9 protein-coding genes are annotated in these 14,493 nt (G+C 63.1%); 4 read left to right on the top strand and 5 right to left on the bottom strand.

The window, feature by feature from the left end:
* Window positions 1-3: 3 nt before the first annotated feature.
* The 3 genes from addB to trxA all read left to right on the top strand — a co-directional run bounded on the left by addB (window position 4) and on the right by trxA (window position 7,147).
* On the top strand, window positions 4-3,192 hold the full coding sequence (gene addB / locus C9E91_RS00255; RefSeq protein WP_107106399.1) for a double-strand break repair protein AddB: 3,189 nt from the start codon (window positions 4-6) through the stop codon (window positions 3,190-3,192).
* On the top strand, window positions 3,185-6,751 hold the full coding sequence (addA, locus tag C9E91_RS00250) for a double-strand break repair helicase AddA (protein WP_107106398.1): 3,567 nt from the start codon (window positions 3,185-3,187) through the stop codon (window positions 6,749-6,751). The genes addB and addA overlap by 8 nt, the downstream gene beginning before the upstream one ends.
* Before the next feature lie 75 nt (window positions 6,752-6,826).
* Window positions 6,827-7,147: a thioredoxin gene (gene trxA / locus C9E91_RS00245; RefSeq protein ID WP_028753820.1), complete on the top strand. Its 321-nt coding sequence runs from the start codon at window positions 6,827-6,829 to the stop codon at window positions 7,145-7,147.
* 253 nt (window positions 7,148-7,400) lie between these two features.
* On the opposite strand, the gene C9E91_RS00240 is transcribed toward trxA, so the two are convergent.
* The 5 genes from C9E91_RS00240 to C9E91_RS00220 form a co-directional block, all read right to left on the bottom strand.
* Complete coding sequence (locus C9E91_RS00240) at window positions 7,401-8,729, bottom strand: bifunctional folylpolyglutamate synthase/dihydrofolate synthase (RefSeq protein WP_181315980.1); 1,329 nt, start codon at window positions 8,727-8,729, stop codon at window positions 7,401-7,403.
* 60 nt (window positions 8,730-8,789) lie between these two features.
* On the bottom strand, window positions 8,790-9,701 hold the full coding sequence (gene accD / locus C9E91_RS00235; protein WP_107106397.1) for an acetyl-CoA carboxylase, carboxyltransferase subunit beta: 912 nt from the start codon (window positions 9,699-9,701) through the stop codon (window positions 8,790-8,792).
* 92 nt (window positions 9,702-9,793) lie between these two features.
* The gene (gene trpA / locus C9E91_RS00230; protein ID WP_107106396.1) at window positions 9,794-10,633 is read right to left on the bottom strand and encodes a tryptophan synthase subunit alpha; all 840 of its coding nucleotides are present in this window, start codon (window positions 10,631-10,633) and stop codon (window positions 9,794-9,796) included.
* Window positions 10,634-10,643: 10 nt separating this feature from the next.
* Entirely contained in the window at window positions 10,644-11,858 is a 1,215-nt protein-coding gene (gene trpB / locus C9E91_RS00225; protein ID WP_107106395.1) for a tryptophan synthase subunit beta, read from the bottom strand.
* Window positions 11,855-12,529 carry a phosphoribosylanthranilate isomerase gene (locus C9E91_RS00220; protein ID WP_107106394.1) on the bottom strand — a complete coding sequence of 225 codons (675 nt, stop codon included), beginning with the start codon at window positions 12,527-12,529 and terminating at the stop codon, window positions 11,855-11,857. Before C9E91_RS00220 ends, trpB begins: the two co-directional genes overlap by 4 nt.
* A 280-nt stretch (window positions 12,530-12,809) precedes the next feature.
* Here C9E91_RS00220 and C9E91_RS00215 point away from each other — a divergent pair, with 280 nt between their 5' ends.
* Complete coding sequence (locus C9E91_RS00215) at window positions 12,810-14,468, top strand: Na/Pi cotransporter family protein (protein ID WP_107106393.1); 1,659 nt, start codon at window positions 12,810-12,812, stop codon at window positions 14,466-14,468.
* Window positions 14,469-14,493: the final 25 nt, after the last annotated feature.

Raw genomic sequence — 14,493 nt, 5'->3', positions numbered from 1 at the left:
CGGATGACGGGCGGGCACCGGCAACGTATTCTGACGATCCCGGCAGGCCTGCCCTTTCTGAGGACCCTTGCCAGCGCGCTCTGCGACGGCCGGCTGACCGAGCACTTTCGCCACGATCCCGGCGATCCGCTATCGCTTGCCAAGGTCACCATCTTCCTGCCGACAAGGCGTGCCGCGCGCGTGCTGCGTTCGGAATTCGTCGATCTGCTCGGCGGTCGCTCCGCGATCCTGCCGGTGATCCGCCCGCTCGGCGAGACCGACGACGATAGCGGCTATTTCGAAGAGGCACTGCCCGCCACCGCCGATCTGGCGCAGCCGCTCGCCAATACCGCGCGGCTCCTGGAACTGGCGCGGCTGATCCTTGCCTGGCGTAACAGGCTGCCGCAGATCGTCCGTGACATTCATTCGGATTCGCCGCTCGTCGCTCCGGCAAGCCCGGCGGATGCCATCTGGTTGGCACGCAATCTGGCCGAACTTATCGATTCCATCGAGACCGAGGATCGCGACTGGGCCGATCTTGGCAATCTCAGCGCCGAAGACCATGCGCTTTGGTGGCAACTGACGGCCGAATTCCTGCAGATCGCCAGCGCCTTCTGGCCGGCACGGCTGGAAGAACTGGGCAAATCCTCGCCCGCCCGGCACCGCAATGCCATCCTGCGTGCCGAAGCGCAGCGGCTCGCCACGGTGCAGCATGCCGGACCGATCATCATCGCCGGTTCCACCGGTTCCGTGCCGGCAACGGCAGAGCTGATTGCCGCCGTCGCCTCGCTGCCGCAGGGCGTCATCGTGCTGCCGGGCCTCGATCTCACGATGCCGGAAGAGGATTGGCGGCTTGTGGCCCCGGAGACGAGCACCAGCGGAAGGGTCGATCCGACAACGCGCAGCCATTCGCAATATGGCCTGTCGCTGCTGTTGAAGCGGCTGCGCGTGGAACGAAGCGACGTGGAAACCGTCGCCGAAGCGCCGGAGAGCATGCAAATGCGCGCCGAGGTCCTGTCGCGCGCGTTGGCGCCGGCGAAAGCGACCAGCGGCTGGGGTGCATGGCAAAAAACACTGGCGCCGGACGCTATTGCACGAGCCTTCGCCGAGGTCGCGCTGATCGAGGCTACGAACGAGCGCGAGGAGGCCACGGCAATCGCCATCGCCTTGCGGCTCGCGCTGGAGAAACCGGGGCGCAACGGCGGCGAGAGCCAAGCGGCATTGATCACACCGGACCGCAACCTCGCGCGGCGGGTGACGGCGGAGCTCGCCCGCTTCGGCATCACCGCCGACGATTCGGCCGGCACGCCGCTTGCCGCCACGCCGCAAGGGGCGCTGCTGCAATTGCTGCTGGAGGCGACGCTTCGCCCGGGCGATCCCGTTGCTATCGTCTCGCTCATCAAGCATCCCCTCGCCCGTTTCGGCCTTGGCCCGGATGCGTTGCAGCTTGGCGTCGATGCGCTGGAAATCCTCGCCTTGAGAGGCGGCATCGCCGATGTCGATATCGGCACGCTGGAGTCCCTGCTCGACCGGCAGCTCACCGAACAGGCGATGGACCGTCATCCGCCGCAGTGGCGCAAATCCCTGTCCTCGGAAGCCGTAGGGCACGCACACGCGTTGGCTCGAAAGATCACTATGGCATGCGAGCCGCTGGCTTCCGCGCTATCGCCCTCATCCGCCGGACTTCCCACGCTGTCCGAATGGGCCGACCGGACGGGACGCGCCCTTGAGGCCGTTGCCGCTGATGAGCGTGGCAATCTGGCCGGACTCTGGTCCGGTGAGGCCGGCGATACGCTGGCGAGCTTACTGAAGGAGGTCATGGACACCGACGGCCAGCTCGAAGCGGATGGGCCGCAGTGGATCGATATCATGGCTGCGCTCTCCGCCGGTCAGGCAGTCAAGCCGCGGGCGCTGAGCCATCCTCGCCTATTCATCTTCGGTACGCTGGAAGCGCGCCTGCAAAGCGTCGATACGCTGATTCTCGGCGGGCTCAACGAGGGCTCCTGGCCGGGCCAGACCGCCAACAATCCCTTCATCTCCCGCACGATGAAGACCGAGATCGGCCTGGAGCCGCCGGAGCGCCGCATCGGTCAGCTCGCCCACGATTTTGAAATGGCGAACGGGACGCGCGACCTGATCTATTCGCGTGCACTGCGACAGGGCTCGACCCCGACGGTGGCGTCGCGATGGCTGCAGCGGCTGATGGCGCTGGGCGGCAAGACATTTGCCGGAGAATTGAAGGCGCGCGGAGATCAATACCGCCACTGGGCCGGCATGATCGACGAGGGCGAAAACCAGGCCCCGGCGGCAAGGCCCTCTCCGAAACCGCCGGCCGAGCTGCAGCCGAAAAGCTATTCCTTCAGCGAGGTTGGCCGCCTTCGCCGCGATCCCTATGCGATCTACGCCCGACGCGTCCTGCGGCTCGACCCGATCGCTCCCTTCAACCGCGATCCCGGCCCGGCGGAGCGCGGCACGCTCTATCACAAGATCATCGATCGCTTTATCCGTGAGGGTCATATCGCGGGAACACCGGATGCCTCGCTGGCTATGGATCGTATCGTCGCCGAGCTTTTCGATGCCGAACAACTGCCTGTTCATATCGACAGCGTCTGGCGGCCGCGTTTCCGCGAAGTGGCCCGCGCCTTCCTCGCCTGGGAAACGGAACGGCGACCGGAGATCCGCACGACGGCAACGGAAGTGCCGGCCGGCGTCGAGATCGAGCCGATCGGCATTCGCCTGACCGGCGTTGCCGACCGCATCGATTTCAAAGGCAGCAAAGCCGCCGATATCATCGACTACAAGACCGGCTATAATCCCTCCCCGGCGCAGGCCCGCGCGCTGCTCGATCCGCAATTGGCGCTGGAAGCCTATGCCCTCAAGGCTGGCGCTTTCCGCAATGTCGGCCCGCTCGTTCCGGAAAACCTGCTCTATGTCCGGCTGAGGCCTGGCGACCGCTTCAAGGTCGATCAGGTCAACAACGAACTTTCCGGCCGCGGCGGCAAGACGGAAACAAAGTCGGCTATGGATCTGGCCGAGGAGTCGATGGACCAGCTCGTCAAATTCGTCACCCTGCTACAATCCGGCGAAAAGGGCTTCTCGTCACGGCTGATCCCTGCCCAGCAATTCGAATATGGCGGCGACTACGATCACCTCGCCCGCGTCTCCGAATGGTCGACGGCGGAGACCGAGCAGGAGGGAGGCGGCGATGAATGAGCTTTCCAACGGCGAGCTGGCCGCCCTGCCCGACAGCGACGATCCCGGCGTCTGGATCGGCTGGACGACGGTGCAGCAATCCATTGCCTCCGATCCGGAACGATCCGCCTGGGTCTCGGCCAATGCCGGTTCCGGCAAGACGCATGTCCTGACGCAGCGCGTCATCCGCCTGTTGCTTGCCGGCGCGCGGCCGTCGGCCATTCTCTGCCTCACCTACACCAAGGCCGCCGCTTCCGAAATGTCGAACCGCGTCTTCGATCGGCTGGCCGCCTGGGCAACGTTGCCGGACGAAGAGCTGAAGGCGCGGATCGCCGAGATCGAAGGTGCGGAACCGGGTCTCTTGAAGCTTGCCGAGGCACGCCGCCTCTTTGCCAAGGCATTGGAGACGCCGGGCGGTCTGAAAATCCAGACGATTCACGCCTTCTGCGAGGCGCTGCTGCATCAATTCCCGCTGGAAGCCAATGTCGCCGGCCATTTCTCCGTTCTCGACGATCGGGCCGCGGCAACCCTGCTGGATGATGCCCGTCGATCGCTGCTGACGGCAACGCCGCAACATCCGAATGCCGAGCTTGCCGAGGCCTTCGCCTATGTGCTTGATCTCGGTGATGAATCAGGCTTGGAGACATTGCTTGGCGAGATCGTCGCCAACCGCAACGCTATCAGGCGCTTCACGGCGGAAGCCGAACGAAAGGGCGGCGTCGAGGCTGCGTTGCTCGCCCGGCTCGGTCTTTCTCCTGAGGATACGGAAGCCGGGATCGCGGAGCAATATTGGCCGCTGCCCGGCCTTTCCGGCTCGACGCTGGAGCTTTATCTCAGCCTTGCCGATCTGAAGGGCGGGGCTAAAGCTCAGGATATCGCCTACGGGCTACGCCTTGCCAAACGCGAGGCAAACCCGATCGCCCGCGCGGAGATCCTCGAAAAGGTCATGCTGACCGCCAAGGGCGAACCGAAGTCGGATAGCCAGTTTTTCGTCAAGGCGATGCTGGCGGATGCGCCTGAGCTGGCCGACGCCGTTGCCGCCGCCCGCGCCCATGTCGTCGCCTGTCGCGACCGGCTGAAGCTGATGCGAATGTATCGCGCCACACGGGCAGCGCTCACACTCGCCGACCGGCTGAACCGCGACTATGAGGAATTGAAGAAGCGGCGCAGCCAGCTCGATTTCGAAGACCTGATCACCCGCACCGCCGATCTCCTGACCAAGAAAGATGTCGGCCCCTGGATCCACTACAAGCTGGACCAGGGCATAGACCATATCCTCGTCGACGAGGCGCAGGACACTAGTCCTATCCAGTGGAGCGTCATCCAATCGCTGGCAGAAGACTTCTTCTCCGGCGAAAGCGCGCGCCCGACCCTCAGGACCATCTTCGCAGTCGGTGACGAAAAGCAGTCGATCTATTCCTTCCAGGGCGCGCGGCCCGAGCGGTTCTCCGAGGAAAGCGATCGCACGCGGAGGCGCGTGGATAGCAGCGGCCAGCAGTTTTCATCGATCCGCCTGCCGCTCTCCTTCCGTTCGACCGCCGATGTGCTGGCTGCCGTCGACCATGTCTTCACGGCGCCCGAGAACGCCCGCGGCCTCAGCGCCGCCGCCGAGCCGGTCGTGCACCGCTCCAGCCGCATCGGTCATCCTGGCGCCGTCGATCTCTGGGAGATGATTGCGCCGGAGCCACTGGCGAAGGAAGAAGACTGGACGGCTCCCTTCGATTCGGCGCCGGAAAGTGCGCCGGCGGCGATCCTGGCGCGGCGAATGGCTCAGACGATCGGCAACATCATTGGCCGCGAGACGATCATCGAGAAGGGAAAGGCCCGCTTCATCGAGGCCGGCGATATCCTTGTGCTGGTGCGCAAGCGCGACAGCTTCGTCAACGCGCTGACCCGAGCATTGAAGCGGCGCAACAATATCCCCGTCGCCGGTGCCGACCGTCTGGTGCTGACCAGCCACATTGCTATCCAGGACCTTTTGGCGCTTGGCCGTTTCCTGCTGCTGCCGGAAGACGATCTTTCGCTGGCGGCACTTTTGAAAAGCCCTCTGTTCGATCTCGGCGAAGACGATGTTTTCGCGGTCGCGGCCTATCGTGGCGATGATGAAAGCGTCTGGAGCCATCTGCAGAGATTCGCCGACGACGGCAATGAGCGCTTCCGCCATGCGGTCGACCGGCTGAAAACCTTCTTGGCACTGTCTAAAAGCCTGTCCGTGCATGACTTCTACGCGCGCGTTCTCGGCAGCTTCGGTGGCCGGCGGCAGTTCTTGGCGCGGCTCGGCACCGAAGTCAGCGACATCCTCGATGAATTCCTGACCTTCACACTGGACCACGAAACCTCCGGCCTGCCGGGCTTGCAATCCTTCATCTCGACGCTGGAGCTGGAAGCGCCGACCGTGAAGCGTGAGCAGGATAAGGGCCGCAACGAGGTGCGCATCATGACGGTGCATGCCTCCAAAGGCCTGGAAGCGCCGATCGTCTTCCTCGTCGATGGCGGCGGCAAAGCCTTTACCCATACGCATCTGCCCAAGCTGCGGCTGATCGAGACCGGCAAGGGCGAAATCCCGCTGCCCGTCTGGGTGCCGGTCAGCGCGCTCGCCAACTCGCTGACACAGGCCGATGCGACGAGGCTGCAAGCGCTAGCGGAGGAGGAATATCGCCGCCTGCTCTATGTCGGCATGACCCGGGCTGCCGATCGGCTGATCGTCTGCGGTTATCGCGGCATCCGCGAAAACGCCGATACATGGCATGCTATGATTTCCCGGACGCTGCGCCAGGATGGCGAGCGCTGCACCCCTGTCACCTTCTCCGGACCGGACGGCGAATGGCAGGGATTGAGCTGGCGGGTCACCCAAGTCGAGCGCAGTTTCGAGCATATGGAACAGGTGGAAGCGGCTGTGGACCGAGGAGCGTTGCCGGCGGGACTGTGCCGGCCGCTGCCGGCGCAGCGAAACCTGCCCAGACCGCTCAGCCCTTCCGGTGCCGGCACCATCATCGACGACGAGGCCGACAATCTGCTTGTCGCCTCACCCTTGTTCACCGAGAAGGCCAAATCGGATCGCTCCTTGGAGAAGGGGCGTTTCATTCACCGCATGCTGCAGACTTTGCCGGAGATCGCGCCGGCGGGTCGCGCCGATGCCGCGCGGCGCTATGCCGAGCGAGCCGCGCGCTTCTGGCCGCAGGCCGAACGCGAAGCGCTGATCGGCTCGGTGATGGCGCTGCTGTCGCACCCAGAGCTGCAGGGCGTTTTCAGCGCCCATGCCCAGGCCGAAGTCTCGATCATGGGCACGCTGACGCTCGCCGATCAGAACTACGCCGTCTCCGGCCGCATCGACCGGCTGACCGCACTCGACGACCGTGTGGTCATCCTCGACTACAAAACGAATCGCGTGCCGCCGCGTGTCGCCGAAGAGATTCCCTTCGCCCACCGCGCACAGCTTGCCATCTATCGCGAGATCCTTTCGCCGCTTTATCCCGGCAAACGCATCGATTGCGTGCTTGTCTATACCGAGAACGCCTCGATCCATACGCTCTCCCAAGAAGCGCTCGCATTGGCGCTTGCGGAGCTCAAAACAAAGTGAAATACCAAATATTGAAATTTGGGCACCGCACCATCACATATCTAGCAACCCGCAAATCCTGGTAAGGAGCAGCCTATGGCTACCGTTAAAGTCGATACCTCCAACTTCGCTGCCGAAGTCCTGCAGTCCGCAGAGCCTGTCGTCGTTGATTTCTGGGCCGAATGGTGCGGTCCGTGCAAGATGATCGCGCCTGCTCTCGAAGAGCTCGCTGTACAGTTCGAAGGCAAGGTGAAGGTCGCCAAGCTCAACATCGATGAAAACCCGGAACTGGCTGCCCAGTTCGGCGTTCGCTCGATCCCGACGCTTGCCATGTTCAAGGCCGGCGAAGTTGCCGACATCAAGGTTGGCGCCGCTCCCAAGACCGCCCTGCAGAGCTGGATTTCCAGCGCCGCTTGATCGGTATCGACTGAGAGAATGAAAAAGCCCGCTTCGTGCGGGCTTTTTGTTGGTCGGAGAACACAGACCATCCTCGCCCTTCGAGGCTTCGCACCTCAGGGTGAGGATGGAGCGGGCTCGTCGCAACGGCAACGCAGAGATGAATGATGAGCCCTAGTGCGGCTGGGCGAAAAGGTCAGCCCTCATGCCGAGGAGGCCCGCAGCGCTCGTCTCGAAGCACGAGGGCGGGTGGTTGATGACCACCTCACCGGAATCATTTTGGCGGTGTGCCGTTATCGGCAAGGACATCGCCGACGAGATAGAGCGAGCCGCCGATCAGAATGCGCGGCGCCGGCAAATCGGGCATGGCCAGCTCTCTGATTGCATCCAGCGCCTGACCGACGCTCGACATCGGCTCGGCCACCAAGCCGGCATCGTAGGCCGAGCCCGCCAGAACCACCGGGTCGATCATCGACTCGCTGCCGCGGATCGGTACGCAATAGACCTTTTCCGCCAAGCCGGTGAACGCCTTGAAATAACCGACGGGATCCTTGGTGTTGATCATGCCGGTGATCAGGAATAGCGGCCGCGGCTGACGCTCTTCGAAATTGGCCATGGCTTCGGCAATGACCTCGCCGGCGCCGGGATTGTGACCGCCATCGACCCAGATTTCCGCGCCTTGCGGCGCGTGCGGCAGCAAATTGCCCTCCGTCAACCGCTGCAGACGACCCGACCATTCGATCGACATCATCGCCTTTTCCATCATCACCTCGGTAACGATGAAGCCCGCGGCCTTGACGGCGCGGATGGCGGCGGCGGCATTGGCATATTGATGCCGGCCCAGCAGGCGCGGCAGCGGCAGGTCGGCGAGCCCGAACTCGTCCTGATAGACCAGCCGGCCATATTCCTCATGGGCGGAAAAATCCTGGCCGAAAACCGCGGTCGGGCAGCGCAGCCGCTCGGCCGTCGATATCAGCACGTCCAGGGCGGCATCATACTCCTGATGGCCGATGACGACCGGACGACCAGGTTTCATGATCCCCGCCTTCTCGGCGGCGATCAGCTCGACGCGGTCGCCAAGATAGGGCTGGTGATCGAGCGAGATCGGCATGATGACCGAAGCGGCCGGGTCGGAAATAACGTTGGTGGCGTCGAAACGGCCGCCGAGGCCGACTTCGATAATCGCGACATCTGCCGGATGCTCGGAAAACAGCATGAAAGTGGCCGCGGTCAGGATTTCGAAGACCGTGATCTTCTCGCCGGCATTGGCGTCGGCAATCCGCCGCAGCACATCGGCGAAGACCGCGTCGTCGACGAGCTTGCCGCGGCCGCCCTTGACGCCGATGCGATAACGCTCATGCCAATTGACGAGATGCGGCGAGGTATGGACATGCACGCTCAGGCCGCCGGCCTCGAGAAGCGCGCGGCAGAAGGCCGTCACCGAACCCTTACCGTTGGTGCCGGCGACATGGATCACCGGCGGCAACTTTTTTTGCGGATTGCCAAGAATGTCGAGCAGCCGGGTGACTCTGTCCAGCGAGAGATCGAAGCCTTTGGGATGCAGCCCCATCAGCTTGTCGATTTCCCGTGCCGCCTCGCTCATTGCGGATTGATCCATAGCCGTCATCCCGCACCCTCCGCCTTTCGGCCATTCCGTTTTAGGTCAGGCTCTCGCCACCATCGGCAGTGCTGCGCCGTTCAGGTCCTTGGCAGATACGTCATTCGCCGGCTTCTTGGTCAGTATCCTCAGCAGCGTTGCCAGGGTGTCGGGGATATCATGGCGCTTGACGACCATGTCGACCATACCGTGCTCAAGCAGATATTCCGAGGTCTGGAAGCCTTCTGGCAGCTTTTCGCGAATCGTCTGTTCGATGACGCGCTTGCCGGCAAAGCAGATTTCCGCACCCGGTTCCGCAAGATGGACATCGCCGAGCATGGCGTAGGAGGCCGTGACGCCGCCGGTCGTCGGATTGGTCAGCACGACGATATAGGGCTGACCGGCTTCCTTCAGCATGTCGACGGCGACCGTCGTGCGCGGCAACTGCATCAGGGACAAAATGCCTTCCTGCATGCGCGCACCGCCCGATGCAGGGAACATCACCAGCGGGCACTTTTCGGAAATGGCGCGTTCGAACGCCTTGACGATCGCTTCGCCTGCAGCGATGCCGAGCGAACCGCCCATGAAATTGAACTCATGCACGACAGCGACGAGCTTCAGGCCTTGAACCTTGCCGACGCCGGCAAGAATCGTGTCTTCCTGCTCGGTCTTGACGCGGCTGTCCTTCAGGCGGTCGGTATATTTCTTGGAATCGCGGAACTTCAGCGGGTCCTGCGCGACCTTCGGCTGCGACAGCGCTTCATATTCACCATTGTCGAAGAGATCGGCAAGGCGAGCCTTGGCCGGCATCTTCATATGAAAACCGGAAGCGGGAATGACCCACTTATTGTCTTCCAGATCCTTGTGGAAGACCATCTCGCCGGTCTCCGGGCACTTGATCCAGAGATTTTCCGGCACTTCGCGGCGGCCCAGCATGGAATTGATCCGCGGGCGGACGTAATTCGTGATCCAGTTCAATTCGAAAACTCCTGATCGACTGAATTAACCGATATGGGCATAGGCCGTTTCTTCAACCTGTTCCGGTCGAAGCTTCCGCCTATGTGGGAAAACTATTCGGCAGCAACAAGGCGCGCCGAACGCGTTCCCGTCGAGAGACCGCGCACCAGCGTCGCGACGGCCTGGATGGTGTCAGCGGTCGCCTTGCCATCCTTGGTCAGGCTGGTGGCGATCTGGTTGACGATGGCCGTGCCCACGACAACGCCATCGGCGGAAGCGCCGATCAGCTTGGCGTGCTCGGCCGTCTTGACGCCGAAGCCGACGCAGACCGGCAGGTCGGTATGCTGTTTGATGCGCTTGACGGCGCCGGAGACCAGCGACGGGTCCGGCAAAGCAGAGCCGGTGATGCCGTTCATCGAGACGTAGTAGACGAAGCCGGACGTATTGTTCAGCACGGTCGGCAGGCGCTTGTCGTCGGTGGTCGGCGTCGCGAGACGAATGAAATTGATGCCCTTGCGGATCGCCGGGATGCAGAGCTCGTCATCCATTTCCGGCGGCAGATCGACGACGATCAGGCCGTCGATCCCGGCGGCTAGCGCGTCGTCGAGGAATGTCTCGACGCCGTAGATATAGATCGGATTGTAGTAGCCCATCATCACGATCGGCGTATCGCCATCCGTCTTGCGGAAATCGGCGGCGAGCTGCAGCGTCTTCTTCAGCGTCTGCCCGGCCTTGAGGGCGCGCTGGCCGGCAAGCTGGATCGCCGGGCCATCGGCCATGGGGTCGGAGAAGGGCATGCCGAGTTCGATGACGTCGGCACCGGCTTTCGGCAGCGCCTTCATGATGCCGAGCGAGGTCTCGTAATCGGGATCGCCACCCATGAAATAGGTGACGAGTGCCGGGCGGCCTTCAGCCTTCAGAGCGGCAAAGCGTTTGTCCATACGTGCGGTCATGGTGTCTAACTCACATTCCCAGAATCTTGCCGACGGTGAAGATGTCCTTGTCGCCGCGGCCGGAGAGATTCATCAGGATGATCTCGTCCTTGCCCATCTTCGGCGCGCGCTTGATGACTTCGGCGAGCGCGTGGCTCGGCTCCAGCGCCGGGATGATGCCTTCGAGGCGCGTCAGGGTCTGGAAGGCTTCCAGCGCCTCGTGGTCCATGATCGGCACATATTCGACGCGGCCGATATCGTTCAGCCAGGAATGCTCCGGGCCGATGCCGGGATAGTCGAGGCCGGCCGAGATCGAATGTCCCTCTTTGATCTGGCCGTCGCCATCCTGCAGAAGATAGGTGCGATTGCCATGCAGCACGCCGGGCGAACCGGCGGTGATCGAAGCGCAATGCTCGTCACCTTGCAGGCCCTTGCCGCCGGCTTCGACGCCGACGATCTTGACGTCCTCGTCATCGAGGAAGGGATGGAAGATGCCGATCGCGTTCGAACCGCCGCCAACGGCAGCGACGACGAGATCCGGCAGGCGGCCCTCGGCCTCCAGCATTTGCTGCTTGGCTTCCGTGCCGATCACCGACTGGAAGTCGCGGACCATTTCCGGATAGGGATGCGGGCCGGCGGCCGTGCCGATCAGGTAATAGGTGTCGTCGACATTGGTGACCCAGTCGCGAAGGGCCTCGTTCATGGCGTCCTTCAGCGTGCCGCTGCCGGCGGTGACCGGAATCACCTCCGCGCCGAGCAGCTTCATGCGGAAAACGTTCGGCGCCTGACGCTCGACGTCGGTCGCGCCCATGTAGACAACGCAGGGGAAACCGAAGCGGGCGGCGACTGTCGCAGACGCAACGCCATGCTGGCCGGCACCGGTTTCGGCGATGATGCGGGTCTTGCCCATGCGCTTGGCGAGCAGGATCTGGCCGATGCAATTGTTGATCTTGTGCGAGCCGGTATGGTTCAGCTCTTCGCGCTTGAAATAGATCTTGGCGCCGCCAAGCTCGGCCGTCAGCCGTTCAGCGAAATAGAGCGGGCTCGGGCGGCCAATATAATGGGCGCCGAGCGATTTCAGCTCCGCCTGGAACGCAGGGTCATTCTTCGCCTTGTTCCATTCCTCCTGCAGATCCAGGATTAGCGGCATCAACGTTTCGGCCACGAAACGGCCGCCATAAATGCCGAAACGGCCGTCCTCATCGGGGCCGGCGCGGAAGGAATTCAGTTTTGGCGTCTGGTTCACTCTCTACTCCCTGCTGCCGGTTCCGGCAGACATGCTTCTGCAAAAGCGTCGAAAAACTGGTCGATCTTGTTCAGATCCTTCACGCCCGGCGCACTTTCAAGGGCGGAGGAAAGATCGATGCCCGTAGCCTTGGTGGATGCTAAGGCCTGAGCGACATTGTCCTTGTTGACGCCGCCCGACAGCATGTAATCCACCCGATCGTCGAGCCAGCTCATCAGGCTCCAATCGAAGGACATGCCGTTTCCGCCCGGCAGCTCGGAGCCGGCGGGCGGCTTGGCATCGAACAGGAAGCGGTCGGCAATGCCGATATAGGATTCCACCCGCTTCAGATCGTCGGCGGTGCGCACCGCCATGGCCTTCATGACCGGCACATTATAGACCGCTTTGATCGTCAGCACACGCTCCGGGCTTTCATTGCCATGGAGCTGCAGCATATCCGGACGCACCAGCGAGATGATCTCATCCAAATCGTCATTGCTGGGATTGACCGTCACGGCGACGATCTTTGCCTTGCCGCGCGCGCGTTCCGCCAACTGGCCGGCCACATCCGGCTCCACATAGCGCGGGCTCTTTTCAAAGAAGATGAAGCCGATATGGGTGGCGCCGCGCTCAAGAGCGCGATCTACCGCTTCCGGCGTCTTCAGGCCACAAATTTTGATATCGGGGTTCATGGCAGCGGAGTGACATGAAATTGCAAAAGAGTCGAGCCTAAAGGCAACGAACGCGGAATTTTACGCAGCTCGGCAGCGAAGCTCATCAATGGGCCTTTGACCAGCAATATAGCTGCTCCCAGCCGTTCGAACGCCACTGGTACCACGCTGCACGGAGGCGACGGCAGCGCCTGCCCATTTCGAACGATGAGCGCCGATGCAGCGGGAGACTATCGGCAACCAGAGCGATTGGTGCTATGACTCCCATGAGGCAAGACCACAGCGCAGCGGACGAACGTGCATGTCGACAGCAGTCGCCATTCTCGGCGGGGTCGGGCTGTTTCTGCTCGGCATGACCGTCATGACCGACGGCCTAAAGGCGCTGGCAGGCTCCGCTTTGCGCGTTGCCTTGGGCACTGCGGCGGCCACGCCACTCTCGGGTGCTTTCTGGGGTGCGATCGTCACGCTTCTCGTGCAGTCGTCGAGTGCGGTGACGATGACGACGATCGGCCTCGTCAATGCCGGCCTATTGACCTTTCCGCAGGGGCTTGGGATCGTTTTCGGCGCCAATGTCGGCACGACGGGAACGGGCTGGCTGGTGGCGCTGATCGGCGTGCGCGTCTCGCTTTCGACCTATGCGCTGCCGATGATCTTTATCGGCGCACTTGCCAAGCTACTGGGCGGCGGGCGGATCGCGGCGGCGGGCAGCGCGCTGGCGGGTTTCGCGCTGGTGCTTTATGGGCTGACGACGCTGCAGCAGGGCATGGGAGGTCTTGCGGAGAGCCTGCATCCCTCCGACCTGCCCGCAGTGCTCGGCGCACCGGGGGTTGGCTGGGGCGCGGGGTTCGTCGGGCTGATGGCGCTCATCGTCATCGGCTTGGCGATGACTGCGGTCATGCAATCCTCGACGGCGGCAATCGCCGTCACCATTGCGGCTTTCTACGCCGGAGCGGTCAGCTTGGAGCAGGGCGCAGCGCTTATCATCGGTCAAAATATCGGGACGGCGACGAGTTCCGCATTGGCGGCGCTCGGTGCCAGTACGACAGCCAAGCGTCTCGCCCTTGCCTATGTGCTGTTCAAGATCATCGCAGCGTTGATCGCGATCGTCGCCTTTCCGTTCACAGCCGCGCTGATGAACGGCTTCTCCACGTCGGTCGACGGAATGACGCTGCTTGCCGCCTATCATACAGCCTACAATGTGGTCGGCGTCGCGGCGCTCCTGCCGGCTACGCAATGGTTCGCCCGCATCGTCGAGCGCCTGCTACCCACAAAGCAGACAGGGCTGCAGCGCGCGCTCGATCCGAGCGTGCTCGCCAGTCCGGTGATCGCGGTCGAGACCGTGCGGCGTGTCCTGGCGGATATGCTCGCAACAAGCGCCGCTTCGGTTTCCGCGGCACTTTCGGGTGCCAAAGCAGGCCCCGCGGCGCAGGGCACTCCGGCAGGTGTCGCGCTTCGGGAAGTGCGGGATTTCCTCTCCGAATTGAAGGAGCCGCCCGAGACGGAGGCCGAACGGCTGCGCATGACGAGCACGCTGCACGCGCTCGATCACGCCTCGCGCCTTGTAGACGTTTTGGCAGAGGGCGAATTTCCCGATCTGCCGGCCGAAGCCACCCTTGATCGTCATGCCGCTGTGCTGTGCGCACGGGTCATGCGCGCGGCACAGACGGTCGGGCACTCGATCACCGCCGAATCCGCCCTCAGCGCGCAAGCCGCGCCCATTGGCTGGAGCATTTCGCCCGAGGTGATCACGGCGCTCTCTGAAGCAGAGGAGGCCGCAAGAGAGCTCAACGCTTTGAAACGGGACCATCGCGCCGCAACGCTTGCCTCCGTCGCACCGGGAAAGCTGGTCGCCACCGAAGCCTTCACGCGGATCGATACCGTCAGACGGCTCGACCGGATCGCACATCACGCCTGGCGGTCGGCAGCGCATCTTCTCGGGCATGGAGGGCCTGCGGACTAAGGTCCGGGCTCAATCAGGCCCACCA

The organism is Rhizobium sp. SEMIA4064 (genome assembly GCF_003025035.1).
In the GTDB taxonomy this organism is placed as follows: Bacteria; Pseudomonadota; Alphaproteobacteria; order Rhizobiales; family Rhizobiaceae; genus Rhizobium; species Rhizobium paranaense.
The sequence above is the reverse complement of the archived record's forward strand: the minus strand, read 5'-3'. Positions and strand labels throughout refer to the sequence as shown.